The sequence below is a fragment of the Winogradskyella vidalii genome, from assembly GCF_013403955.1.
Classification (GTDB): Bacteria; Bacteroidota; Bacteroidia; order Flavobacteriales; family Flavobacteriaceae; genus Winogradskyella; species Winogradskyella vidalii.
Window position 1 is genome coordinate 178,988 of record NZ_JABFDG010000006.1, and the last position, 26,047, is coordinate 205,034.

A 26,047-nucleotide genomic window follows, 5' to 3' on the forward strand; every position below is an offset into this window, starting at 1 on the left:
AGATAGTATTAAAATATGAAAAGGCCTTGCTATGAGGTTTGAAGAATTCTTACCATTTACATGGTGATTTCTCTAAACACAATGCCTAACGCCTTTTGAGTCTCTAGGACTTTTTGCATTTCACCAGGAATAATTAAGGCAATAGATTGGCCTGTTTTCCCTGCTCTTGCTGTTCTTCCGCTTCGGTGCGTGTAGTAATCTAAATGTTCTGGTAATTGATGATGTAAGACAAAGGCTAAATTATTAACATCGATACCTCTAGCAGAAACATCTGTAGAGATTAAGACCTGTAAGCTTTCATTTTTGAACGCTCGCATTACTTTATCGCGTTCTTTTTGTTGCATATCGCCTTCTAAAGCACCAACAGCAAAACCTTCTTTTTGTAATTGTTCTGCTAAGGCTTTGGTGCCTGCTTTAGTTCTACAAAAAATGATACCGCGTTCTTCTGGGCGCTTATCCAAGATTCGGATAATCATATTCACTTTGTCTTTAATGCTCGTTTGGATATAATGGTGTGATATATTTTCGTTAACCAAAGCATTTTTGTTCACCTCTACTCTAACCGCATCTTTAGACATGTAATTCTTTATGATGCTTTTGATTTCCTCGGGCATAGTTGCCGAAAACAACCAGGTTTGTCTTTTGGAAGTGTTGAATTTTAGTATTTTATTTAGGTCTTCTTTAAAGCCCATACTTAGCATTTCGTCAGCTTCATCTAGAACTAGAGTTTTTACTTTTGAAATATCAATAGTACCACGCTCTACCAAATCGAGTAAACGTCCGGGAGTTGCCACAATGATATGCGTTGTTCTAGAGAGGTTTTTAATTTGCTTGTCTATTTTTTCGCCACCATATACGCCTTCAGCAAAAATCTTCTGATCTACGTATTTTGTAAATCGGAACAATTGCTTTTGTATTTGCTGTACCAATTCGCGTGTTGGCGCAATGATTAACGCTTGTATATCAGAATTGTTAGGATTTATAGCGTGTAAAACGGGCAACCCAAACGCTGCTGTTTTACCAGTTCCGGTTTGTGCCAGTCCTATTAAATCGGTTTTAGAATCTAATAAGATAGGAATAACTGTTTCTTGTATTTCGGTTGGGTTTACAATATTAAGTTCTTTTAAGCCCTTTATGTAAGATTTGTGAACGCCGAGTTCTGAAAATGTTGTCATAATAATTGAATTATAGTGCAAAGGTAATTTGTTATTTCAATGAAATTCATCAATTCGAGTAAATTTTACGATTGAAAATGAGTGAAATTTGTATCGAGAATAAGAATTATTAATAACCATATTGTTCTCGATACGATTTTTCATCCTTCAAAATCACTCGAACTGACGTTTATATTTCCGATATAAGCTATAGTAATATTGTTAATGTTGGTCTTGTTTTTAGCTAGAACTACCAGCTAATAGGACGGTAATCTTTTAAGAATTTACCCGACCAGTGTTTCCCGGTGTTTATGCCATCAAACAACGGATCCATTACACGTGCTGCACCATCCACAATATCTAATGGAGGTTGAAAGTCGTGTAATTCTTGTTTGCGTTTGGCAAGTTCAGCAGGATCTTCATCAGTCACCCAACCGGTGTCTACAGCATTCATATAAATGCCTTCTTTGGCTAAACTACCTGCAGCCGTATGCGTTAACATATTTAAGGCGGCTTTTGCCATGTTGGTATGGGGATGACGGTCTTCTTTAAAGAAGGAATGAAACTTCCCTTCCATAGCTGACACATTGATAATGTGTTTTTTACCTGTGCTCTCCTTCTTCATTACTTCAGCTAGTCGGTTACACAAAACAAAAGGCGCTACGGAGTTTACCAATTGTACTTCAATCATTTCGGTGGTTTCAATTTCACCGAGTTTTAGTCGCCAGCTGTTGGTTTTTCTTAAATCGACTTGTTGTAAATCAGCATCTAATTTGCCTTCTGGAAAAACCTCTTGAGCCACCAAAGTATTATCGAAACTATAAGGAATTTGCGATAATTTAGCAGAGGCTCTTAAACCGATACCAGGTTCTGGTCCATGCCAAGTCACTGGCATATTTTTATTAGGAGATGCCCCAGACGTTAACTGTTGTAACTCTACCAAACATTCGGCGTGATCATTTAATAAATCGCGAGCATATTTTGGTAATTCCTCAATTGGTCGTTCTTCATTAGGCATTAAATGGCTGTAGAAACCTGCAGGACGTCTTACGGTTTGTGCTGCATTATTAATTAGGATGTCAAGGTTCTCATAGCGTTGTTCTATAAAGTTACAGAAGATTTCTACACTTGGGATATGTCTTAAATCGAGTCCATGGATTTTTAGTCGATGTCCCCATTCTGTAAAGTCTTCTTCTTGAGAAAAACGCAAAGCCGAATCTACAGGAAAACGTGTGGTTGCAATCACCGTAGCCCCACCACGCAATAGCATAAGTGTAATATGGTAGCCAATTTTTAATCTTGAGCCTGTAATTACGGCCACTTGGCCTTTTACATCGGCTGTTTGAAACCGTTTCGCATAGTTAAAATCGCCACATTCTTCACACATGGTATCATAGAAATGGTGCAGTTTGGTAAATAAGGTTTTACAAACGTAGCAGTTTCTTGGTGATTCTAGCTCCTGTTGCTCTTTAGCTTTTAAGTCGGCTTCGGCCAATAATTTAGGTGCTACAAAGACATGAGCTTCTCTAGCACTTCGGATACCGGTTTCTTTTCTGGCGTTTTTATCTCTTGCAGCCTGCTTTCGTTTGGCCGCTTTTTTGGCGTCTTTTTTACGTCGTGAAAACTCTTCGCGACTAGGACGAGATAATTGGCCAGAAGCTTTAATTAAAGCGGTACGTTGCGCCTTGGGAATCTCAAAAATTTGATCGGTATCAGCAACTAAACGTTCTAAAATAGAAATGCAGTTCTCAATCTCTTCAGAAGAAATGTCTTTAGATGCTTTGTTTGTGTCGTTGCTCATAAGTACTTGTAAATAAAAGATTAGGCGTCTTGAAGTTCTTTTTTAGACTTTCTATATAAATACGAATTAAAAATGCTTCGTCTAGCGAAACGCATTTGTTTATCTGAATTTATAAATTTAATAAAAACACCTTTAGGCACACCAAAATACTCATAAGTTGCGCCATCTAAAAAAGTAATTTCTAAAAGCTGCCCTTTGTGTTGGAAGTCAACAATACTAGAATCGGTAATAGTTGCCGTGTATTCTTCGAGGTTTGCCGCCTTAGTTTCTGGTGCAATACTCACTAAAAAATGATACCCATCAATGATTTCGACACTTTTTAACTCCGCTTCTTCTTGTCCGGCGTCACCATCCTGAAATTTATCGGGATGCCATTCTTTTACTAGGTTTCTGTATGATTTTTTTAAAGTTTTTAAATCTATGGAATCTTCTACAGAAAATAACTTTTTGTACTGGTTGATGCGCTTCATATTTAGTGCTTTATTTTGAGGCGCGAAATTACGTTAAAATATAAGATGTATGCTATTTATTTTTTAAGCACTTATATTCCTTTTTATATCGCATCAGATTTATAAGCACAAAACATTTATAAAGATAGGTTTAACAGTAGGTTTAGTGAGGTTTTTAATTAATTAACAACTTCAACACACAGATGATTTAGCTTCAACTCAACCCCTTAATTAACATTTATTTAGGTTAAAGTTTTTTTAACGTACGGTCTATTTTGAGTTGAAACACGTTCCTTTATCACATCAATCAATCCAACCATGCGTTTTTTTACATTAATAATCGTTCTGCTGTGCTTTCCTTTTCTCAATTTTAGTCAAACTTTAAATGGAAAGGTCTATGATGCAAAAGGCACTTTAAAAAACATTAAAGTCCTTAATAAAACTCAAAATATATTAACGGCAACTAATGACAACGGCAATTTTAGTTTAGAAGCCAAAGTAAATGATACCATTGCGTTTGGTTCACTGTTTTATCATAATCAACAGGTTGTGTTAAGTGCGTTTCATTTTGAAGGTACTGCAGTTTTTGAACTTAAGGAAATCCTTAACGAACTCGATGAAGTTGAGGTTATGGCAGAACCCGAGGAACTTGTTTTTAATGAAGAAACTTATAACGTTGATCTTCAAAATTTAATACAGACAGATATTAAAAATAATCCTGAAAAATATGCGCCTTTAGGCAGTAATCAAGGTGTTGATTTTGTGTATCTCGCCAAAAAACTTATTGACCTAATTAAGTCTAAAAAACCAAAAACTATTGAAGAAAGCACCATTACCTACGAGAACTTCACCCACCTTATTGAAAACAGTACATTTTTTAATAGTCGGCTGTTAACCGATGATTTAAATATTCCTGAAGCTCATAAAAACCTGTTTTTAGACTTCTGTGCAGCAAAACAAATGCCTTTAACACTCCTTAAAGAAGAAAATAAAATGCAATTGCTTGAAGAATTGGTCTTAAATAGTCAGCTGTTTTTGATTATTTTAGAGGAATATGGTGAGGCTAATGTTAACAAGGAATAATTAGCATCTTATAATTTATAGCGTAACTATACTAAATCCTAACTTCAAAAGTTATATTTTTAAAGCCTTAATTATATTTACGTTTTATGAAGCGATTGCTATCATTTTTACTGTGTTTCGGAATCTTGATGTTTTGGAGTTCTTGCCGAGAAGATTTTGAATTTTCACCTAGCCAAGGTCAGTTAGAATTTGTCAAAGACACCATTTATTTAGATACTGTTTTTTCAACCATTGGCTCTAGCACTTACAACTTAAAAGTTTATAACCGTAGTGATGACGATATCGTTATCCCAACCATACAATTAGAAAACGGAGAAAGCTCACTTTACAGAATGAATGTAGACGGTTCTACCGGATTAGAAGGTGAAGGGCAAGTTGGTAAATTTTTTGAAGATGTAGAATTATTAGCTAATGATAGTTTATATATATTTATTGAAACAACTATTGATATCGCTTCACCAGACTTAGGCGCTTTAGAAAATCAATTCTTATATACCGATCGTATTTTATTTGATTCTGGTAGTGAACAGCAAGATGTTGATGTGGTGACTTTAGTTAAAGATGCTGTTTTTATTTATCCTGAAAAAGATGACGATACCGATATAATAGAAACCCTAACCTTTGATGTTGATGGCGATGGTACACCAGACGAAACCACATTACAAGGCCGTTTTCTTGGTGATGACGAATTGACGTTTACCAATGAAAAACCATATGTTATTTATGGTTATGCTGGTGTTGGCGCAGGAAAAACCTTAACGATGGAAGCTGGAGCACGCGTACATTTTCATGCCGATTCTGGTATTATAATAACGAGTAATGGCTCATTACAAATTAATGGGGAATTAAGTAACGACCAAGAACTTTTGGAAAATGAAGTGATTTTAGAAGGTGACCGACTTGAGCCGTTGTATGCGGATATTCCGGGGCAATGGGGCACCATCTGGTTATTTAATGACAGTGAAAATAACAGTATTAATTATACCACTATAAAAAATGCGACAATAGGAATTATTGCGGAAGGCAACCAAGATGCAACCAATGCTAAATTAAGCATACGCAATTCGCAAATTTACAATACCAGTAGTTTTGGGATTAGAGCCACTGGATCGTCTATAACTGCAGAGAATTTAGTGATTAATAATTCCGGACAAGCCGCTTTTGCAGGTACCTACGGTGGAACATACAATTTTACCCATTGTACCATTGCTAATTATTGGAACAGTAGTTTTAGAGAATACCCTGCCCTACTCCTTAATGATTATGTGGTTGATGAAAACAACGTTGTTTATACTAACGCCCTAACTGAAGCTAATTTTAATAACTGTATTATCTATGGTAATGATAATCCGGAGTTTATTTTAGAAAGTGAAGGCGATATTTTTAATTATAAATTTACGAATTGTTTATTAAGATTTGATGATTCTAGTCTTGAAGGCAGCGGTAATTATAATTTTGATGACCCTACACATTACGCAAACAACGTATTTAATCTTAATCCACAATTTGAAGATGCTTTTGAAAACAAAATGCGTATAGGCGACAATTCTGGTGCAGCAGGTATTGGTCTGTCTACGTTTGCGTCTCAAGTACCTGAGGATCTTTTAGGAGTAAGTAGAACCGCTTCGACAGATGCTGGTGCTTACCAGAGTATTGAATTTGAAGATTAACGCGGTCTTTGGAATAATTGTTGATGGATTAAATGAGCAACGCTTACATCTCTAAACATCATGATTTCGAAAAAATTACACACCTGCTTATTCTTTTTGCTTTTAGTCATTAGCACCTTAAGTTCAAAAGCCCAAAATTTTGAGCTCATTAATGCAAGTTTACAACTATTGAATAGTGCTAACAGCAGTTGTAGCTGTGACTGCATTACTGAGCTAAATACTAAGGTCCCTGTTTATGAAGGTAAAATCACTTTAAAAGATCGTACTGTTTTAACAGGGGAAATCAGCGTTAATCAGCAATTTCAAAATAGATTAATTACCCTTTTTAAAAGTGATGATCAGTATGAAGCTATAGCCAACGCAACAATTAAAGACGTTAGTATATTTAATAGTGATACTATACTTACTGATGTCACAAAGTTTGTGAATATCAATGACGATGATAGGCTTTATAGATTAGTTTATGACAATGCTGATGAAACACGTGTTTACGACAGCTCGAGCAAACTCACAGATACGGATTTAGTAGGCCGAATCTTTATTATAAAACACAACACCTTAATAGATACTTGGAATTTTTGGTCATCGGGACCTAAAAAGGATTTGATTAATTACCTTAATGATAGAGACGACACAACTTACAAACGGCGAGATTTTGAAAGCTTAACAGATTTATTTGCTAAGCTATAACACTTATGTAAAGTAAAAAGCCTTTCAATATAAATTGAAAGGCTTTTTGTATCATATATAAAGACCTAAATGGTTTTGAGGTCAATTATATGTTAAGCATTAAATAAAGGACGTCCGCCCATGAGCGTGTTTACTTTTTCGGCAACCCCTTCTAATACGGTTTCATTATCGTGATTTGTTAATACTTCATCCACTAAATCTACAATGTATGGCATATCTGTTTCTTTTAAACCTCTTGTAGTAATAGCAGCTGTTCCTATTCTAATCCCAGAGGTTACAAAAGGTGATTCTGTATCAAAAGGCACCATATTCTTATTCACAGTAATATCTGCTTTTACTAAAGCATTTTCAGCATCTTTACCCGTAATATCTTTATTTCTAAGGTCAATAAGCATCATATGGTTATCCGTTCCGCCAGAAATTAAATGGTAATCTTTAGCAACAAAAGCTTTTGCCATAGCATCGGCATTATGTTTTACTTGTAACATATAGTGCATAAAGTCATCGGTTAATGCTTCACCAAACGCAATCGCTTTAGCAGCAATAATATGTTCTAATGGTCCACCTTGGTTTCCTGGAAATACACCAGAGTCTAATAAGCCCGACATTTTGCGAAGCTTACCACTCTTTAAAGTGATTCCAAATGGATTATCAATATTTTCGCCCATCATAATCATACCACCTCTTGGTCCACGCAATGTTTTGTGTGTGGTTGTGGTTACCACGTGGCAATGCGGCATTGGGTCATTTAATATTCCTTTAGCAATTAAACCTGCAGGATGTGAAATATCGGCTAATAAAACAGCGCCTACACTATCTGCAACCTCTCTAAATTTTGCAAAATCGATATCTCTAGAATACGCAGAAGCACCAGCAATAATCAGTTTAGGTTGTTCTTTTTGCGCTTGATCTGCTAACATATCGTAATCAATACGTCCGGTATCTTTCTTTACACCATAAAATGTAGGGCGGTATAATTTTCCAGAAAAATTAACAGGAGAACCATGCGTTAAGTGTCCACCATGAGATAAATCGAATCCTAAGATAGTATCCCCAGGTTTTAAACAAGCATGAAAAACAGCGGTGTTTGCCTGACTCCCTGAGTGGGGTTGTACGTTAGCATAAGCAGCACCAAATAAAGTTTTAGCACGTTCAATGGCAATAGTTTCAACTTCATCTACTACTTCACAGCCACCGTAATAACGTTTACCAGGATAACCCTCCGCATATTTATTAGTTAACACAGAACCAGAAGCTTCCAAGACTTGGTTGCTCACAAAATTTTCTGAGGCAATCAATTCTATACCATCAGTTTGGCGTTCTTTTTCGGCTTTAATAAGTTCAAATATTTGTTCGTCGCGTTGCATATAAAAAGTGTTTGTTAAATCGATACAAAAATAGTGAATACATTAGTTTAAATATCAAAAATTATGTAGGTTTGAATTAATTTAATGAACATTTAATCAACAATAATATATGCCATTATCCGCTAACAATCCCGATCGTACTTCTTGGTTACATGTCGGTAAAAATTCAGATTTCCCTATTCAGAACATTCCTTTTGGTGTTTTCTTAACTCGAGATGATATCATAACTATTGGAACTAGAATTGGAGATACTGCTATTGACCTAGGTGCTTTACATCAATTAGGCTATTTTAAAGGCATCCCATTAACAGATGATATTTTTTTACAAGACACCTTAAATGATTTTATTGCAGACGGTAGAAAAACATGGCGTTTGGTGAGAAATAGAATTGCCGAGATTTTTGATGCTGATAATGAGACTTTAAAGAATAACGTTCCACATAAGGAAACCATTTTATTTCGTTTAGATGAAATTGAAATGCAATTGCCAATACAAGTTGGTGATTATACCGATTTTTATGCCAGCAAAGAACACGCTACTAATGTAGGAACGATGTTTAGAGACCCCGACAATGCCTTAATGCCTAATTGGGTACATATGCCAGTAGGCTACCATGGTCGAAGTTCTTCTATTATTCCTTCGGAAATTCCTATTTTTCGTCCACAAGGACAAACATTACCTGCAGATTCAGATCAACCAGTATTTGGTCCTTCTAAATTAGTAGATTTTGAATTGGAGATGGCCTTCATTACTACAGATGCTAATGATTTGGGCGAACCTATTCCGATTGAAGAAACTGAAGAATATATTTTCGGATTGGTCTTATTTAATGATTGGTCGGCACGCGATATTCAAAAATGGGAATACGTACCACTTGGGCCGTTCTTAGGAAAAAGTTTTGCCTCGTCTATGTCACCTTGGATTGTAACGTTAGATGCTTTAGAACCGTTTAGAATTGAAAGTCCAAAGCAGAGTCCAAAACCACTTAAATACCTTCAGACCAAAGGCAAAAAGAGTTTTGATATTAATCTAGAGGTTGGCATTCAGCCAAAAGGCGTTAAAGAAACCATTGTTAGTAAGACTAACTTTAAATATATGTACTGGAATATGGCTCAGCAATTAGCCCACCACACCGTTAATGGTTGTCCTGTGAATTCTGGTGATATGATGGGAAGTGGAACAATTTCTGGACCAACACCAGATGCTTATGGGTCAATGTTAGAATTGACTTGGAAAGGAACTAAACCTTTGCAAATGAAAGACGGCACAGAACGAAAATTCATTAACGACCACGATACGGTTATTATGAGAGGTTATTGTGAAAATGATGATGTTCGTATTGGTTTTGGACAGGTAAAAACAAAATTATTACCTGTTTTTGATTCTAAGAAAAAGAAGAAATAGGTTGAGGTATCCACCTAAATAATATATTGAAAAGAAGATTAGGGCTAAGTGCTTTAATCTTCTTTTTTTTGCTCTCACTGCGAATGGCGATTATGAAAATTATTACACAAAGCTCCACTAATAAGGCACAAAGATTCACGGAGAAATTGTTCTGAACAATTAACTTAATGTACTAACCCACTAAACACCGCGACTAAAACCCAGCCTCACAACTAAACCGAACCCACTCACGTTTCACAGGATGTTCAAACTCTAGAGTTTCGGCATGCAAATGTAATCGATTAGAAGGTGTACCATATAAATCATCGCCAACAATAGGCAGATTTAAGCCCTTATGATGGGCCGCGTGAACACGTAGCTGGTGTGTACGACCAGAAATAGGATAAAAATGAATTCTGGTTTTATAATCTTTAACTGCAATCACTTTATAATTTGTAGTCGCTGATTTACCATGTTTATCACAGACTAACTGCCTTGGGCGGTTATTTAAATCGACCCGAAGTGGTAAATTAATGATACCTGCTTTAGATTCTAAAACACCATCTAGCAAAGCCACATAGCGTTTTTTGATGGTACGATTTATAAATTGCTTTTGAAGCATTTTATGCGTGCGTTCATTTTTTGCAACCAACAACAAACCCGAGGTAGACATATCTAAACGGTGTAATAATAAAGGGCCTGTGGCATTAGGTAAATAAGTCTGCATACGGGTTAAAACGGAGTCTTTAATGGTCTTTCCGGGAACCGATAAAAATTCTGGCGGCTTGTTTACGAGTAATAAAAAATCATCCTCATATATAATTTCTAATTCCCCATTAAAAACACCTGCGGTTTCAATAGGATTAGGTTCCACATCTAAACCCTGCATCATATGACCCAAAATAGGTTCGCAACGTCCACGACAAGACGGATAAAATTGCCCGTGTTTTCTAACTTCAGCTGTTGGTGAGATGCCCCAATAAAACTCGGCCATCGCTATAGGTTTTAATTGATTTTCATAAGCATACTGAAATAATTTAGGCGCAGCACATTCGCCCGCAGCTACAGGAGGCTTACCCAAATCTGTGGATTTAAAAATAGCTATTAAATCTTTGGTTTCACCTTTGGCATTGAGAAATTGATACTGAGCGTGAATTCGTGCTTGTAAATCAGCAGAGCGTTGTTTTCGTTCTAATTTTAAATTTTCTATAGGGTTTACCAATGCCTCTAAATGTTGTTCTGCTGTTGCAACTTCGGTTTCAAGATCTAATTTTAAGTATTTTAAATCTATATTAGATTGGATACTTTCTTGTTTCAAAAGTTCAAAAAGGGTTTCCTGTTCGGGGTGTGATAATTCTTTAGCAGCCACTGCCCTACGCTTTTTCCTGTTTAATTTTTCAGCTTTAGCATGTGTTTTAAAAGCTTCAAGGGTTTCAATATGATTTGCCTTAGCTTGTTTAAGCATTAGCCTGGCTTTCTCTAATTCTGGCTGTTGTTCTAAGCTATCAATTTCAGCAGTTAACTGATTTAAATAAGCTTCATTTTTTTTATAAAATCCGTCTTTATTTAAGGTGTCATAAATAGGTGGTACAAACCCTCTTAAATAATTACGTTCGGCTAATTTCCCTGAAAACGCCACGATAAATCCCAATTGATTTTCAGGCGTTTCAACAAGCATTACGCCAAACATTTTTCCAATTTTCAAACCTGTTTTAGATGAGTCGAGTCCAAAATTATGTTCAAAATCGGTCTGACTGCTTAAATAGGTTTTTACCGCATTGGCAGCTTTAACACAAAGCGGATGTGGTGTATAATAAAACGGAAAAGTAAATTGTTTCGGCCGGTTTTCGGAGTGTAATTCTATAGGGTGAAAACAGCCATTTTCTGGATTAAACATGCGCCTTTTTATTGATTTGCAAAGAAACAAAAATATAGAAAAGCGCCGTTTTAATTCTTATGAAACTTTTGATTGATTGAATCTGAAATGTCAATCCATAAAAATTCATAAATTTGAACTCTAAACACTTTGGCATCAAAATTGGAAACACTAAAAAATATAACCCACTAAACACAAGATTATGAAAAAAATTCTACTCCTCTCAGTTCTTATCACGGTACTCATATCTTGTAGTGCCAAAAAACAAATGGAAACTGCTATTAGTCATGGTAATTACGATGAAGCTATTGCTGAAGCTTTAAAAAAACTAGAAAACAATAAAGACAAAAAGCGTAAGCAAGATTATATTGTCTTATTAGAAGAAGCCTACAACAAAGTTTTAGCAGAAGATTTAAAAACCATCAAGCACCTCAAAAAAGATGGTAACCCTGAACAATATGAAACCATTTATGAAATTTATGCTGATTTAGAAGCGCGACAAACCGCCATTAAGCGTGTAATGCCATTAGAAATTGACGGTAAAACCTTAGAATTAGAATTTAAGGACTATAGTACCGAAATGGTAGACTATAGATATAAAACATCAGACTATTTAATTAATGAAGGTATAGCCCTTTTAGACTCTAATAACAAAGCAAATGCTAGAAAGGCGCATGAGATTTTTAGTTATATAGAACGTATTAATCCGAATTTTGAAGAAAACAGAAGCTTAATTACCGAAGCCCATTTAAAAGGTATGGATTATGTGCATATTTCTGTAGAAAACCAAACGGCGCAAATTATTCCACAAGAGTTAGAAGCTGAATTGGTTGATTTTAATACTTATGGATTAAATCAATTTTGGACCACCTACCACGCTGATATTGATACAACACTTACTTATGATTACGCCATGCAATTGCAATTAAAGCAAATTAATATTTCTCCTGAACGTATTAGCGAACGAGAAATTGTAAGAGAAAAAGAAGTTATTGATGGCTGGGAATACCAATTAGACCGTGCCGGAAACGTAAGAAAAGATAGTTTAGGTAATGATATAAAGGTTGATAAAATTATAAATGTTAAAGCACGTCTTTTAGAAGTTATACAAACCAAATCGGCACAAGTTGTAGCTAATGTTGTTTATACCGATTTATATAAACAACAAATTATGGATAGCTTTCCTATTGATAGCGGTTATGTGTTTGAAAACGTATTTGCAAGCTTTAAAGGCGACAAGCGAGCTTTACATAAAGATGATTTACCGCTTATAAAGCAAAGACAAGTCCCGTTTCCAAGCAATGAACAAATGGTGTTTGACTCCGGAGAAGATTTAAAACTTAAGTTAAAAGACTTGATAGGCGCTTATCAAATAACAAAACCTTAGCTGCCTGACTGCTATCGTTAATATTTTGGTTTTAAATAAAATTGACCTGCAAGATTATATGATGACTGAGCGTAGTTGAAGTCAAAGTCTTGCAGGTTTTTTTGGTTGATAAGCTGTACCTACAAAATTAAAAAAAACTTGCAGGATAATTAAGCAAGAAAAGGCAAGTTGGTAAATTACCTTATTTATCTTTTAAAGTGTTATATAAATGCCTGGTAGAGCCCAGTCGAAACCTATGTCTAGTAGAAAAACAATCCTTGTTTGTTTCTAAAAAAGTCTATTTTAAAGTCTTATTTATTTAACAGACCGTTTTGCATCGACTAACGTCTGTAAAAAACAAACGCATCTTTTTTATAGAATGAGTAATATTTAAAGAAAATCGCTATAAAAATGACATTCCACTTTCTCCTGTATAAAGATTGACAACAACAGCTTTTAATAGAGAATTTTTACCAGTTAACGGATTTATAATCAACTCTATTGATTTCAATTTATATTTGTGCATCCCTTTAGAATTATTAGCAATCATGAGACCTTTTGTGTTGATTTAAATTGTTTTTAAATTTTTGTGCTTTTATGTATTGTAAGACCACTATTGTTTTTTGAAAAAAATGAAACCTCGTTCAAGTCTAAGATTTGAAAACCGTGGTTTTTATTTTGACTAAAAATAAATAGTACTAAATCGCTGTTAAACCTTTGTTTAATAATGATTTAAAGATGGGTAGTTATTGGTTTAATCCGCTGATAATTTAACCTAATTTCAATACCTTTAAGTAGACTTATTTAACAGCAATTTGATAAATATAAAAGCGCCATACAATCTTCTTAAATGTAGCTATTTGCAACCGTAAAACAACACTTTATCGGAGATTTATGTCGTTTTGTCGAGAATTTATTTTGAAAAGTCGTTTAATCGTTCTATATTTGGCATCCCTCTACAGTTATGAAAATAACACTTTAATTACAACCATTGAATATAGCGCTAAACCTCTTAGGACCAAATGAATATTGTGTATTGCAATAAACTATGATGAACATGAAAAAAAGTGGCCTTCTGTTAATACAATTTTTAATTGCATTAACCTTTACTGTTAGCTTATCAGCGCAAGATGCGTTTATTACCACTTGGGATACTACTAATTATAATGGCGGTACCGAGTCACCGACAGGTACCATAAGAATACCGATGACTGGTGGGCCATACATCGTAGATTGGGGTGATGGTACTACGTCTACACATACTGTTGCACTAGGCGGTTATGCTGAACATATCTATACCACAAATGGCATTTATACGGTTACTATCACTGGAAGTTACGATAGAATTTATTTTAACAATAGTCGTGACCGAAGAAAAATACTTGAAATCAACCAATGGGGTACTAACCAATGGACCTCTATGGAAAAGGCTTTTGCCGGATGTACTAATTTAGTACTAAACCAATATAACACCTCAGAAGCTCCTGATTTGAGTATTCCTAATTTATATTTTTATGAAGATTATGATTTTATCCTAAAAGGCATGAGTTTAAAAAGTATGTTTGCAAGTGCTACAAGCTTTGATTCAGATATTGGGCATTGGGATATAACTAACATTACTACAGCAGAAAATATGTTTGGACCTGTAGATGGTAGTTCTCCTGCCGTTACAATATCAACTGAGAATTATGAAGGTATACTAATAGGATGGGCTAGTCAAATGGATTCGTTTTCTCCTATTAGATATGACGATTTTTATGTTAATTTAAACTTCCATGGTGGTAATAGCTATTATTGCTCTACAGCTGCTATAAATGCGAGAGCTAGTTTAGATAATAATGGAACTAATGGTACTGGTTGGGACACTATTACTGATGGCGGCTTAGAACCTCCTTATGCAATTTGTCCTGACGATATTGAATTTGTTTTAGACTCTAGTGTTGGTACAACAACATTAACTATAGCCGATTTAGGCGGTATTGAGAACCTATTTGAAATAAATTGTGGTACTGCTACTGTTGCAATAACTAATGGCACTACTAGTTTTGATTGTACCAATGTAAGTAATGAATACCCAATTGAGATAACCGCTACAAGTTCTAATGGTACGACGGCCAACTGCACTGTAAATGTAAAGATACTCGCACCTGCACCTACGTTTACTCCTGCAGAATTAGCAGCCTTTGGCACGGTAGAAAGACAATGTAATTATACTTTTGATTATAGAGATGCACCTGAAGGCATTGATGGATGTACTGGTGACCCTATTTATGGCGTACCTAGTCAATCTTCACCAATTCTTACCACAACCACTTTAACATGGACCTACACTAGTGCAGATGGTGCTTCTACCACATTAACTCAAGATGTTATTATCACTGATGGTGCTTTTGCAAATTATACGGATGTAGGGAGTGGCAGTTGTGATGAAACTACCATTCAATTAGATGCTAATGATGATTTAGATGGTAGTTGGACTGCAACATCCACTACGGGAGGTGCTTTTTCATTTTCTGATAGTTCTGCTTTTAATTCAACATTCACTGGAGAAAGTGGAGAAAGCTACAACATAACTTGGACATTAGACGACGAAACAAGTTGCCCTGAAGCACAATGGTCATCGACCATAACAGTAGATTTTCCTGACTGCGGTAATAATATTGACTTTAACGGTTTAGATAACAGCATAAATTTTGGTGATAATTACGATTTAACTACGGGCACTACGGGCAGTTTTAGTATTGAAGTTTGGGTTAAATCTGAAGCAGAAAACACCAATATTCAAACTATTCTATCTAAGCGTGACGCCGATAACCTTTCAACGGGTTATGATCTTCGTATATTAGATGGCGAAATTTCATTTAATGCCAATAATGAAACTAATGTTGTATCATCTACAATCACTACAGGACGTTGGTATCACATTGCAATAACCTACAATTCTGGCACATATACATTGTATAAAGATGGTAAAAGTAAAACTTCTAATTCCTCAGTAGCAATACCTACACCAAATTCTGCCAACATGCGCTTAGGTGCCATGGCAAGAAGTAATAATTTACCTACTCATTATTTTAATGGCTGGCTAGACGAACTCCGCATCTGGAACGTGGCTTTAAGTACAGATCAAATTCAAGAAATGATGAACCAAGAAATTGAAGCTAATGGAACTTCGGTTTCGGGTAGTGTTCTTGGTTTAGATATCACAGGACTTCATTGGACAGATTTAGACGGTTATTACCAAATGAACCAGACTACAACAGATATTAATGAAGGGTATTTAAATCCAAATAAAGGAACGACTAAAGGCCGTTTAGTTAGTATGATGACTACTCAACCAGAAACGGCACCATTACCTTATATGACTAGTACCAATGGCACATGGGACACCGCTAGTACTTGGCTTAATAACAGTGATCAAATGTTACCGAATACAGATAGTGTTAACTGGAACATAGTTAAATTATCACATAACATTACGTCTGGGAACAGAGCGACAACCCTTCTTGGTTTAGTAGTAGATAACAATACCTACACCATTACCAATGACCAAGAATTAAACGTTACCAAATACTTAAAAATTAATGGCACCTTAGATTTAGAAGGCGAATCGCAACTCATACAACCCGAAGGAAGTATTGTTGATTATACTGGAATTGGTAAATTAGAACGTGATCAACAAGGAACTACTAACCTTTATAATTATAATTATTGGGGAAGTCCGGTGAGTAATTTAGGAACTTCAGATAATAGAACTTATGCTTTAGGGTCGGTATTATATGACGGTACAAATCTAGTAAACTGGAATACGGATCATGATCCTCTAGTAGCAACCAGTCCAATTACAATCAGCAGCCGTTGGCTATATACGTATGCGAATTTTGATGGTACTTATGAAGAATGGAATTCTATTAATGAAAGCTACAATATTCCTGTAGGTCTAGGATTTACTATGAAAGGGAGTGGCGCCGCAACCTCTGAACAAAATTACACGTTTATAGGACAGCCTAATAATGGTATAATTACTAGAGATATAAGTGCTAATAACGAGACGCTTGTAGGCAATCCCTACCCTTCTGCCATTGACGCTCAGCAGTTTATTTCTGATAATGAAGATGCTTTATTAGACGGCAAAGTGATATTCTGGGAGCAGGCACCAAGCAATAACTCTCATAATTTATCAGCTTACCAAGGTCGGTATTCTTATTATAATTATATTGGTGGCACTGCGGCTACTGGAAATGAAGTAACACCTTCGCAAATAGATGGTTCAGGAGATGCATCTAAAATACCAGAACGCTATATCCCTGTAGCACAAGGTTTCTTTGTGAATGCCGATTCAGTTGATGGTACAATTACCTTTAAAAATAGCCAACGTAAATTTAAGACTGAAGACTCTGAGTCAATATTTTTTAGGTCGGGTGATATCAATGAAAATCAAGAATCAAATAGTGATGAAAATTCAGATGCAATTAGCCGCATTAGATTAAATTTCAATACTCCCGAAGGAGCTACAAGACACTTACTATTAGGATTTACCTCAGATAATGCAGCAACAGATGGTGTAGATTATGGCTATGATGCACTTAATGCAGACTACTTCCCAAGTGATTTATCATTCCGTATTGAAGACAATAATTATATTATTCAAGGCGTTGGAGAATTTGATATTACTAAAACCTACCCTTTAGATATGGTACTTGGTGAACAAGGTAATATTGAAATCGGATTAACTGCCCTTGAAAATTTTGATACTACTATCGATGTATTTATTTACGATGCCTTAGAAGGGACTTACACCCAGTTCAATGACGTTAATTTCCAAATGAATTTAGAAGCCGGTAATTATAGTGAACGATTCTATATTGCATTTCAAGACGATGAAACCCTATCTACAATTGCCGATGAATTTAAGCTTGTTCGTGTAAGGTTTTTGAGCCAAAGTAGTGAGATATATGTTCAAACACCAGCTACGGTTCAAGTGAAGCAATTGCATCTAGTTAATTTATTAGGTCAAACTGTTGCTACGTGGAATGCAACCAACTTACCAATGAGCAATACAATCGTCATTCCGGTAAAAGATATTTCTGAAGGTGCTTATATTTTAAAAGCAGAAACAGATACAAGTGTATTTAATAAAAAAATTATTATAAAGTACAATTAAATAATGTATAGTATTTAAGCTAAAAAGCCGCAACCTCATTATGAGATTGCGGCTTTTTTATTTCAAAATAAGAAGTCATTTATATTCTAAAAGTATTTAATTGTTAGCTTGTGTTGAAGTTTAGTCTTAATGTCAGGTTTGAACATAGTCAAAAGAACTTTATTGGTCGTTATTACGAATGAGGAACGAAGCGGAATCTCATAGTTTTAAATTTGCAATGAGAGTTCTGAGTAGCTTCAAAATGGCAAAACACGCTTAACAACTAGAGTAACCGCAATTAAATTGGCGTTCAAACTACAACAAAATTGTTAGGTTAAGCACAGTCGATAGCTGTTTAGAAAATATAATTATTATATAAAACTAAACTACAACCTAAGATTTCTTCTTCCCTTTCCCAACTTTATAAGACTGTTTAAAACGTCGGCGTTTTTTACTTTGAGGCTTTGGTTTTAGACGTTCATCCCGTTTAAATTGCTTTAAATCTTCTATAAGTTTAGATTTTACCAAACGCTCTAAAACAGCATTACGTTTTTTGTAACTATAGACACAGCCAATTAATAACGTTATACCTCCTACTATTTCTATAGCACCATTAGATATTAACGGAAACTGTGTATATAAATTCACACCTATTAAAGGTTTGGTATAAGCAAATTTATACCAGCCCAATAGGATAAAAAACACCGCCAATACACCAAACAAATAAATATTAAAATTAATCCCTTTTTTAGTTTTACGTTCTAATTTTAAAATATGGTCGGCACTTAAAATAGGATTATTTGCCTTTTCTTGTTGTGCTATAAATTTAAAAAAGGCATCATCTGCACCTTCTATAAGTGTACTGTGTTTTCGCTTCTTAAGATCTTCTTTTGTTATTTTATAGGGCATTAAAACTATTAAATTTTAATTATACAGTTTTAAATCAATTTCATTAATCCCACCATGACTAACATGCGCTACCACCACGCCATTTTTAATAATTAGCAGTTGTGGCGACTGATGCATCACCTGAAATTTATACCCCACTTCATCAGACACGTCTCGATAAGCTAATAAATCTAAATAATACAAATCAGCGTTTAGTTCTAAATCATAGGCCGAAACAAACTGTTTCATCACCATACTACTAATACCACAGCGTGTAGAATGCTTAAATATTAGCTGCGGTTTTATTAGAGATTTTTCAGTAATAGAACCTAGTTGATTAACATCAACCAAAGCTTGCCAAGGCAGTATTTTTTCTTCTTTTTTAGGCTTTGATTCTGATGAACCGAATATTTTTTTAAACATATTATAATAGGATTTTAAATTGTGGTCGAAAACAAAACAACAAGCTTACAAACAGACAAAACGTCACGCTATCACTAACAAAATCAGTCATATTGTCGTTTAAACCAGCAATAATTCAATTGGTAAGATTATTGTTTAAAGGTAAACAAATGCACTAATAAATTAATAAAAGTGTGACACTAGACATTATATAAAATAAAACTATTTTTCATATTAAGTCTTTTAATCAGATAACATGCTAGTGAACACATTAAGTTGAACATAAAAAAAGAGCCCTGTTTTTACAGGCAATATAAGATGAATTTTAATAATTATACCATTAAATCGCAAGAAGCCATACAGCAAGCGCAGCAGCTTGCTCAGGGTTTTGGACATCAGCAAATAGAAAATGAGCATATTTTTAAAGCCCTTTTTAATGTTGATGAAAATGTACTACCATTCCTTTTAAGAAAGTTGAATGTTAATGTATCATTACTTGAACAAGTATTAGACAAAGAACTCGAAAGTTTTCCTAAAGTTTCAGGAGGTGACCTTATGCTCTCTCGTGAAGCCAGCAAAACACTCAATGAAGCCGCTATCATCGCCAAAAAGATGAATGATGATTTTGTATCTATTGAGCATTTAATTTTAGCTATTTTCAAATCCAAAAGTAAAACCGCTCAAATCTTAAAAGACCAAGGTGTAACTGAAAAAGGATTAAAAGCTTCGATTGAAGAATTACGAAAAGGCGACCGCGTCACGTCTCAAAGTCAAGAAGAAACCTATAATTCTCTAAGTAAGTATGCTAAAAACTTAAATCAATTAGCAAGCGATGGAAAATTAGATCCTGTAATTGGTCGTGATGAAGAAATACGTCGAATTCTTCAGATTTTATCGCGTAGAACTAAGAATAATCCTATTTTAGTCGGTGAACCTGGTACAGGTAAAACAGCCATTGCCGAAGGTTTAGCACACCGAATTATTGATGGTGATATTCCAGAGAACCTAAAAGACAAGCAAATTTTTGCCTTAGATATGGGTGCGCTTATTGCAGGTGCTAAATATAAAGGTGAATTTGAAGAGCGTCTTAAATCAGTCATCAAAGAAGTTACAGAAAGTAATGGCGATATTGTATTGTTTATTGATGAGATTCACACCTTGGTTGGTGCTGGTGGTGGACAAGGTGCCATGGATGCAGCCAACATCTTAAAACCTGCTTTGGCACGAGGCGAATTGAGAGCTATTGGGGCAACCACACTAGATGAATATCAAAAATATTTTGAACAAGACAAAGCTTTAGAACGTCGTTTTCAAAAAGTTATCGTTAATGAACCCGATACCGAAAGCGCAATTTCTATTCTGCGAGGTATCAAAGAAAAATATGAAACACACCATAAGGTTAGAATCAAAGACGACGCTATTATTGGTGCTGTAGAATTATCGGAACGTTACATAACCAACCGTTTTCTTCCAGATAAAGCAATTGATTTAATGGATGAAGCGGCCTCTAAATTGCGTATGGAAATCAACTCTAAACCAGAAGAGTTAGATGTGCTAGACCGCAAAATTATGCAACTAGAAATTGAACATGAGGCTATTAAAAGAGAACAAGATGAAACTAAATTAAAAAGCCTAAAAGCCGATTTAGCCAATCTAAAAGAAGAGCGGAATGAATTGAATGCGAAATGGAAATCTGAAAAAGAAGTTGTTGAAAACGTTCAGAATATAAAACAAGCCATTGAAAACTACAAACTTGAAGCCGAGCGTGCCGAACGTGAAGGCGACTATGGTAAGGTTGCAGAAATTCGTTATGGAAAAATAAAAGAAGCTACTGAAGAACTTGAAAAATCGCAAAAACAATTAGCAGAGCAACAAGATACTGCCATAATAAAAGAGGAAGTAACTTATGAAGACATTGCAGATGTGGTTGCTAAATGGACCGGAATACCTGTCTCTAAAATGCTTCAAAGTGATCGCGAAAAATTATTGCATCTTGAAGACGAATTACACAAACGAGTCGTTGGCCAAGAAGAAGCCATTGAAGCCGTTAGTGATGCCGTACGTCGTTCTAGAGCTGGACTTCAAAATCCAGAAAAACCAATTGGAACCTTCCTGTTTTTAGGAACAACCGGTGTTGGTAAAACAGAACTCGCTAAAGCATTGGCAGAATATCTATTTGATGATGAAAACGCCATGACACGTATTGATATGAGTGAATACCAAGAGCGTCATGCTGTTAGTAGATTGGTAGGTGCGCCTCCGGGTTATGTTGGTTATGATGAAGGTGGTCAATTAACAGAGGCTGTGAGAAGAAAACCTTATTCTGTAGTACTATTAGATGAAATTGAAAAGGCGCATCCAGATACGTTCAATATTCTGTTACAAGTCTTAGATGAAGGGCGTTTAACGGATAACAAAGGACGAGTGGCCGATTTTAAAAATGCTATTATCATTATGACTTCAAATATGGGAAGTCACATTATACAAGAGCGTTTTGAAGCTACCAAAGATATTCCTTCAGCTATTGAATCTGCCAAAGTAGATGTCTTAGCATTATTAAAACAAAGTGTACGACCTGAGTTTTTAAACCGAATAGACGACACTATTATGTTTACACCTTTATCTAAAGAAAACATTGTAGATATCGTTGGTTTACAGCTCAAAGGAATCACAAAAATGGTGGCGAAACAAGGCATTACGTTTGATGCCACACCAGAAGCTGTAAGTTACCTAGCAAACAAAGGCTATCACCCAGAATATGGAGCAAGACCTGTAAAACGTGTCATTCAAAAAGAGGTTTTAAACGCCTTGAGTAAAGAAATATTAGCAGGAAAAGTAACTATTGACAGTATCATTTTATTAGATGAATTTGATGGCGAGTTGGTCTTCAGAAATCAAAATGATTTGGTAAGTGAAGCCTTGTAAGTTTAAAACTAATCTGAGTAGATTAGAATAATCAATAAAAGGATTGGTTGGTTGAAGCAACAGAGCATTTAAGTCGGGTAAATAAAGCGCGTCTAAAATGTTAGTGTTGCTTTTTTTCGTAACAAACTTATCAGTCAGACGACTTGTAAATTGAGTTTCAATTTACAATTATATTTAGCAACTAAAACTTTAGGATGGCACGTAATTAGTCAAACTCAATACAAATACCTATCAAATAGAAAATGATTACAATGAATAAAAATATACCATTTTAGCTATAGCGATATTTTCAATGCTATCGGTAAATGATGAATGATGAAAATAATGCTTCTATGGCTAATCATTAAGATAAATTATTACATCAAAGGAACAAAAATTGGATTTCTAAAATTGAAGCGTATGCTAATGACCAACCAACTTTCTTTGGCGTTGGTGCAGAGCACTTAGCTGGAGAATTAGGCGTCATCAATTTACTGAGACAAGCAGTTTATAGAGAAACAGCGGTAATGAAATAAAACAACAACTATAAAACTTAGAAGTTCTAACAAAAACAAAATGTTGTGAACGTATTAATTTAGACATTCAATAATCTAAAAAGCGCAACTTAAACTCTACATTATTTTTAGCGTTATTATGTATTCAACTCAAAAGTCTAATTAGCCACACTTTAATGGTTATTACTTATAAGAATTACCTTTTTTATAACTATTTATATATCACAATAGGCTTTTAGGCTAACAATAAATTAATATTATCTGCGTTTAATATTCTACTAAAAAACTGAAATAATAACAGCTTAAATTGCAATAATTTACACTTGTAAAATACCTTTTTCGATGAACGGTATTATAAATTATCGCTTTTTATCATGTTTTTTAACGGATAAATACTTAATTTTGTCGAGCTATTTATTCCAACGAAATTTAAGATAAAATTTAAACTTGTTAGTAATCCTCTACTAAGTAGAGCTTTATTATTACAAATTTTTACCCAAAACCCAAATCAAAAAAAATGGAATTAAATCGATATATAGACCATACCTTATTAAGTGCATCAGCAACAGAATCAGAAATTCTTAGACTTTGTGAAGAAGCTTTAAAATACAATTTTTACTCTGTTTGTGTCAATAGTTGCTATGTTTCTATTGCCAATCAAGCATTAGGTGATTCTGATGTTAAAATATGTACTGTAGTTGGCTTTCCACTAGGCGCAATGTCTACAGAAGCTAAGATTTTTGAAGCCAAGAATGCTATTGAACAAGGGGCTACAGAAATAGATATGGTAATGAATATTGGCCGCTTAAAAAGCAGCAATCATTTGGCTGTTCTAAAAGATATTAGTGATGTTAAAAGAGCCATCGGTCACACAACTTTAAAAGTGATTTTAGAAATAAGCGAGCTTTCAAAAAACGAAATCGTAAAAGCATGCGAAATTTGTATTGATGCTAAAGCCGATTTTGTAAAAACATCAACCGGATTCTCTAAAAGTGGTGCCACTTTAACTGCTGTAAAGATTATGAAAAAAACAGTTAGAGACCAGCTAAAAATAAAAGCTTCTGGTGGTATAAGAGACGCAGAAACAGCACAAAAATATATTGATATTGGTGTAGACCGAATTGGTGTATCTGCAGGAGTTGCTATGATGAATAATCTAGCCACAAACTCTGCATATTAATTGAAACGCTTTTCTTAACTTTGTAGAATGAGTGTACATATAGAAGCTGAAAAAGGCGAAATTGCAGAAACTATTCTTTTACCAGGTGATCCATTACGAGCAAAATGGATAGCGGAAACATTTTTCGAACATCCAAAATGTTTTAATAAAGTTAGAGGCATGTATGGTTATACAGGCTTCTATAAAGGGAAACGTATTTCTACTATGGGAACTGGTATGGGCGTGCCTAGTATTTCTATTTATGCTAACGAACTTATTTCAGATTACGGTGTAAAAAACCTGATCAGAGTTGGTAGCGCCGGCTCCTATCAAAAGGATGTAAAAATTAGAGATGTTGTTTTGGCCATGTCTGCCTCCTCCACTTCTGGTGTTAATGAATTGCGTTTTGGAGGTGCAGATTATGCACCTACAGCAGATTTTGGTCTGTTTATAAAAGCGGTTGAAGCGGCTCGAACTATGGAAATCCCCATTAAAGCGGGAAATGTATTATCTTCAGATGAATTTTATGAAGATGATAAAGAAGCTTTTAAAAAATGGTCTAAATTTGGTGTACTTTGTGTTGAAATGGAAGCTGCTGGTTTATATACCATAGCTGCTAAACACAAAGTAAATGCTTTAGCTATATTAACGATTTCAGATTCATTAGTTACAGGAGAAACAACTACCAGCAAAGAACGCGAGTCCACTTTTAAGCATATGATTGAGGTGGCTATGGAATTAGCTTAGTCAGTAATATCGTAAACTTATGATTTTATACTATACTTATGAAAAAGCTAAGCCTATTACTTCTCGTCATTTTAACTGTGTTCCCTTCTTGTAAGGAAAACACTAACACTGAAAAAGAAGTTATATCTACTTATTATTTGATTAGACATGCTGAAAAAGACCGTTCAGATTCAACTAACAAAAATCCACATTTAACCGAAAAAGGCTTACAGCGTGCTGAGAATTGGGCTCAACATTTTAAGACTATAAAATTCGATATGGTTTATACGACCAATTATAATCGAACAATTCAAACAGCAAAACCAACAGCCAAAGCTAACAAAACAGAACTTCAATTCTATAACCCATCAGATTTAAATATTGAAGAGTTTTTAATACAGACTAAAGGAAAAACATCCCTCATTGTTGGGCATAGTAATACCACACCAAAGTTTGTGAATGATTTATTGGGTGAAGAAAAATATAAAGACATTGCAGACACTAATAATGCCAATCTTTATAAAGTTGTAATTTCTGAAAGCGGAAAAACAACACAATTATCAGTCGTTGACTAATTGCACTTCCACATTATCAAGTTCTATTTTAGACAATAATTCTAACTGATTTGCTTCAAAAGCTTTGCCTAACTTTTCAACCGGAATACTTTGATCTTCAGATTTAAAATTATTGTAATCTACAAAGCGTAAACTATTAATATAACGCTCATTGTAAGCTTCTCTAAATCGCATCCCTAAGCCACTTTCTTCCTTATAGGAATACGCTAGGTAATCCGCTTTAAATGTTTCTTTATTAATCCAATACACAAAAACATCATCAAAATCTTCACCACCACCAGCTTCATTAAAAGTCACTTTTATTTTATAGTAATTTTTAGACTTAATCTGTTCGCTCCCCAGTAAGGTTTTATTTACAGCGGCATCATTTAATCCGTAAGGTAATACCGAAAAATAATGCACAGAGTTTACAGAAGCTTCGTATTTTTTAGCAATAGAATCTTCAAGCTTAACAAAGGTTTCGTTATTGTAGCGTTCATAACCTACATTGCTTAACATATCAAATATAGAATCGTTGTCTTCTACGGTTAATCTGACTAATAGAAATTCGTGATTCTTACGCAGTGCCTGATAATACGTATCTCTAAATTCAAATTTAAGACTCGACCTTTTAAAGTTGTCTCCGCCAGACACCTCAATCGATTGATTTATAATATCATTTGCCGTTAAAGTCTTTTCAGTAGCTATAGCTTCATTTTGAGTTTTATTTGTATTGTCATTTTTACACGCTAAAAAGAGTATAACAACGAGGAGTCCGAGAAATTGCTTCATGATAAAATTAGTTTACTTATAATGTCGCAAAACTATAAATAAGATTACATACTTATCCCAAATTCAACTTAAAAAGGACACTTAAAATGGCTTTAATAGCTAGTATTTACCTAAAGCGTTTCAA

General features: G+C 34.7%; 18 protein-coding genes and 1 pseudogene. 11 read left to right on the top strand and 8 right to left on the bottom strand.

Annotated features, from left to right (window positions below):
• Window positions 1-56: 56 nt before the first annotated feature.
• The 3 genes from HM982_RS14365 to HM982_RS14375 all read right to left on the bottom strand — a co-directional run bounded on the left by HM982_RS14365 (window position 57) and on the right by HM982_RS14375 (window position 3,425).
• Window positions 57-1,175, bottom strand: coding sequence for a DEAD/DEAH box helicase (locus HM982_RS14365; protein ID WP_179353939.1), 1,119 nt, complete (start codon window positions 1,173-1,175; stop codon window positions 57-59).
• A gap of 229 nt (window positions 1,176-1,404) precedes the next feature.
• Complete coding sequence (locus tag HM982_RS14370) at window positions 1,405-2,955, bottom strand: SDR family NAD(P)-dependent oxidoreductase (RefSeq protein ID WP_179353940.1); 1,551 nt, start codon at window positions 2,953-2,955, stop codon at window positions 1,405-1,407.
• 20 nt (window positions 2,956-2,975) lie between these two features.
• Window positions 2,976-3,425, bottom strand: coding sequence for a KTSC domain-containing protein (locus HM982_RS14375; protein WP_179353941.1), 450 nt, complete (start codon window positions 3,423-3,425; stop codon window positions 2,976-2,978).
• A 297-nt stretch (window positions 3,426-3,722) separates the two neighbouring features.
• Between HM982_RS14375 and HM982_RS14380 the strand changes: the two genes are divergently transcribed.
• The 3 genes from HM982_RS14380 (at window position 3,723) to HM982_RS14390 (ending at window position 6,847) form a co-directional block, all read left to right on the top strand.
• Window positions 3,723-4,487 (top strand): peptidase associated/transthyretin-like domain-containing protein, encoded by a 765-nt coding sequence (locus tag HM982_RS14380; protein ID WP_179353942.1) that lies wholly within the window; start codon window positions 3,723-3,725, stop codon window positions 4,485-4,487.
• 86 nt (window positions 4,488-4,573) lie between these two features.
• On the top strand, window positions 4,574-6,157 hold the full coding sequence (locus HM982_RS14385) for a right-handed parallel beta-helix repeat-containing protein (RefSeq protein WP_179353944.1): 1,584 nt from the start codon (window positions 4,574-4,576) through the stop codon (window positions 6,155-6,157).
• Window positions 6,158-6,217: 60 nt separating this feature from the next.
• On the top strand, window positions 6,218-6,847 hold the full coding sequence (locus HM982_RS14390) for a hypothetical protein (RefSeq protein WP_179353946.1): 630 nt from the start codon (window positions 6,218-6,220) through the stop codon (window positions 6,845-6,847).
• A gap of 92 nt (window positions 6,848-6,939) precedes the next feature.
• Here HM982_RS14390 and HM982_RS14395 read toward each other — a convergent pair whose 3' ends face one another.
• Entirely contained in the window at window positions 6,940-8,214 is a 1,275-nt protein-coding gene (locus tag HM982_RS14395) for a serine hydroxymethyltransferase (protein WP_179353948.1), read from the bottom strand.
• A 109-nt stretch (window positions 8,215-8,323) separates the two neighbouring features.
• Between HM982_RS14395 and fahA the strand changes: the two genes are divergently transcribed.
• A complete protein-coding gene (gene fahA, locus HM982_RS14400) occupies window positions 8,324-9,619 on the top strand; it encodes a fumarylacetoacetase (RefSeq protein WP_179353950.1) in 1,296 nt (431 codons plus the stop codon).
• Window positions 9,620-9,812: 193 nt separating this feature from the next.
• Here the strand turns inward: fahA and HM982_RS14405 are convergent, their stop codons facing one another.
• Entirely contained in the window at window positions 9,813-11,495 is a 1,683-nt protein-coding gene (locus HM982_RS14405; RefSeq protein WP_179353952.1) for an RluA family pseudouridine synthase, read from the bottom strand.
• A gap of 181 nt (window positions 11,496-11,676) precedes the next feature.
• Between HM982_RS14405 and HM982_RS14410 the strand changes: the two genes are divergently transcribed.
• Together HM982_RS14410 and HM982_RS14415 are read left to right on the top strand one after the other, a co-directional pair.
• Window positions 11,677-12,861, top strand: coding sequence for a hypothetical protein (locus HM982_RS14410; protein ID WP_246296834.1), 1,185 nt, complete (start codon window positions 11,677-11,679; stop codon window positions 12,859-12,861).
• A gap of 1,036 nt (window positions 12,862-13,897) precedes the next feature.
• The gene (locus HM982_RS14415) at window positions 13,898-18,004 is read left to right on the top strand and encodes a LamG-like jellyroll fold domain-containing protein (RefSeq protein WP_179353953.1); all 4,107 of its coding nucleotides are present in this window, start codon (window positions 13,898-13,900) and stop codon (window positions 18,002-18,004) included.
• A gap of 372 nt (window positions 18,005-18,376) precedes the next feature.
• On the opposite strand, the gene HM982_RS14420 is transcribed toward HM982_RS14415, so the two are convergent.
• Together HM982_RS14420 and ytxJ are read right to left on the bottom strand one after the other, a co-directional pair.
• Complete coding sequence (locus HM982_RS14420) at window positions 18,377-18,892, bottom strand: hypothetical protein (protein ID WP_179353955.1); 516 nt, start codon at window positions 18,890-18,892, stop codon at window positions 18,377-18,379.
• A 15-nt stretch (window positions 18,893-18,907) separates the two neighbouring features.
• Entirely contained in the window at window positions 18,908-19,294 is a 387-nt protein-coding gene (ytxJ, locus tag HM982_RS14425; protein ID WP_179353957.1) for a bacillithiol system redox-active protein YtxJ, read from the bottom strand.
• 297 nt (window positions 19,295-19,591) lie between these two features.
• Here ytxJ and clpB point away from each other — a divergent pair, with 297 nt between their 5' ends.
• From clpB to HM982_RS14450, 5 genes and pseudogenes are all read left to right on the top strand, one after another.
• Complete coding sequence (clpB, locus tag HM982_RS14430) at window positions 19,592-22,198, top strand: ATP-dependent chaperone ClpB (protein ID WP_179353959.1); 2,607 nt, start codon at window positions 19,592-19,594, stop codon at window positions 22,196-22,198.
• A gap of 362 nt (window positions 22,199-22,560) precedes the next feature.
• Window positions 22,561-22,713 (top strand): annotated as a pseudogene (locus HM982_RS18560) (TraB/GumN family protein); the annotation flags it as partial.
• Window positions 22,714-23,209: 496 nt separating this feature from the next.
• Window positions 23,210-23,872 carry a deoxyribose-phosphate aldolase gene (gene deoC / locus HM982_RS14440; RefSeq protein WP_179353961.1) on the top strand — a complete coding sequence of 221 codons (663 nt, stop codon included), beginning with the start codon at window positions 23,210-23,212 and terminating at the stop codon, window positions 23,870-23,872.
• A gap of 27 nt (window positions 23,873-23,899) precedes the next feature.
• Window positions 23,900-24,598, top strand: coding sequence for a purine-nucleoside phosphorylase (gene deoD, locus HM982_RS14445; RefSeq protein ID WP_179353962.1), 699 nt, complete (start codon window positions 23,900-23,902; stop codon window positions 24,596-24,598).
• 38 nt (window positions 24,599-24,636) lie between these two features.
• Window positions 24,637-25,152 (top strand): SixA phosphatase family protein, encoded by a 516-nt coding sequence (locus HM982_RS14450; RefSeq protein ID WP_179353964.1) that lies wholly within the window; start codon window positions 24,637-24,639, stop codon window positions 25,150-25,152.
• On the opposite strand, the gene HM982_RS14455 is transcribed toward HM982_RS14450, so the two are convergent.
• The gene (locus HM982_RS14455; protein ID WP_179353966.1) at window positions 25,138-25,923 is read right to left on the bottom strand and encodes a DUF6503 family protein; all 786 of its coding nucleotides are present in this window, start codon (window positions 25,921-25,923) and stop codon (window positions 25,138-25,140) included. The two genes, HM982_RS14450 and HM982_RS14455, sit on opposite strands and share 15 nt — an antisense overlap.
• Between the last annotated feature and the right edge of the window lie 124 nt (window positions 25,924-26,047).

Excerpts from the sequence above, each read along its gene's own strand:
- HM982_RS14365 (WP_179353939.1), bottom strand. The coding sequence starts at position 1,175 with ATGACAACATTTTCAGAACTCGGCGTTCACAAATCTTACATAAAGGGC.
- HM982_RS14375 (WP_179353941.1), bottom strand. The coding sequence starts at position 3,425 with ATGAAGCGCATCAACCAGTACAAAAAGTTATTTTCTGTAGAAGATTCC.
- ytxJ (WP_179353957.1), bottom strand. The coding sequence starts at position 19,294 with ATGTTTAAAAAAATATTCGGTTCATCAGAATCAAAGCCTAAAAAAGAA.
- HM982_RS14455 (WP_179353966.1), bottom strand. The coding sequence starts at position 25,923 with ATGAAGCAATTTCTCGGACTCCTCGTTGTTATACTCTTTTTAGCGTGT.
- HM982_RS14410 (WP_246296834.1), top strand. The coding sequence starts at position 11,677 with ATGAAAAAAATTCTACTCCTCTCAGTTCTTATCACGGTACTCATATCT.
- HM982_RS14380 (WP_179353942.1), top strand. The coding sequence starts at position 3,723 with ATGCGTTTTTTTACATTAATAATCGTTCTGCTGTGCTTTCCTTTTCTC.
- HM982_RS14395 (WP_179353948.1), bottom strand. The coding sequence starts at position 8,214 with ATGCAACGCGACGAACAAATATTTGAACTTATTAAAGCCGAAAAAGAA.
- fahA (WP_179353950.1), top strand. The coding sequence starts at position 8,324 with ATGCCATTATCCGCTAACAATCCCGATCGTACTTCTTGGTTACATGTC.
- HM982_RS14415 (WP_179353953.1), top strand. The coding sequence starts at position 13,898 with ATGAAAAAAAGTGGCCTTCTGTTAATACAATTTTTAATTGCATTAACC.
- HM982_RS14420 (WP_179353955.1), bottom strand. The coding sequence starts at position 18,892 with ATGCCCTATAAAATAACAAAAGAAGATCTTAAGAAGCGAAAACACAGT.
- HM982_RS14370 (WP_179353940.1), bottom strand. The coding sequence starts at position 2,955 with ATGAGCAACGACACAAACAAAGCATCTAAAGACATTTCTTCTGAAGAG.
- clpB (WP_179353959.1), top strand. The coding sequence starts at position 19,592 with ATGAATTTTAATAATTATACCATTAAATCGCAAGAAGCCATACAGCAA.
- HM982_RS14450 (WP_179353964.1), top strand. The coding sequence starts at position 24,637 with ATGAAAAAGCTAAGCCTATTACTTCTCGTCATTTTAACTGTGTTCCCT.
- deoC (WP_179353961.1), top strand. The coding sequence starts at position 23,210 with ATGGAATTAAATCGATATATAGACCATACCTTATTAAGTGCATCAGCA.
- HM982_RS14390 (WP_179353946.1), top strand. The coding sequence starts at position 6,218 with ATGATTTCGAAAAAATTACACACCTGCTTATTCTTTTTGCTTTTAGTC.
- HM982_RS14385 (WP_179353944.1), top strand. The coding sequence starts at position 4,574 with ATGAAGCGATTGCTATCATTTTTACTGTGTTTCGGAATCTTGATGTTT.
- HM982_RS14405 (WP_179353952.1), bottom strand. The coding sequence starts at position 11,495 with ATGTTTAATCCAGAAAATGGCTGTTTTCACCCTATAGAATTACACTCC.
- deoD (WP_179353962.1), top strand. The coding sequence starts at position 23,900 with ATGAGTGTACATATAGAAGCTGAAAAAGGCGAAATTGCAGAAACTATT.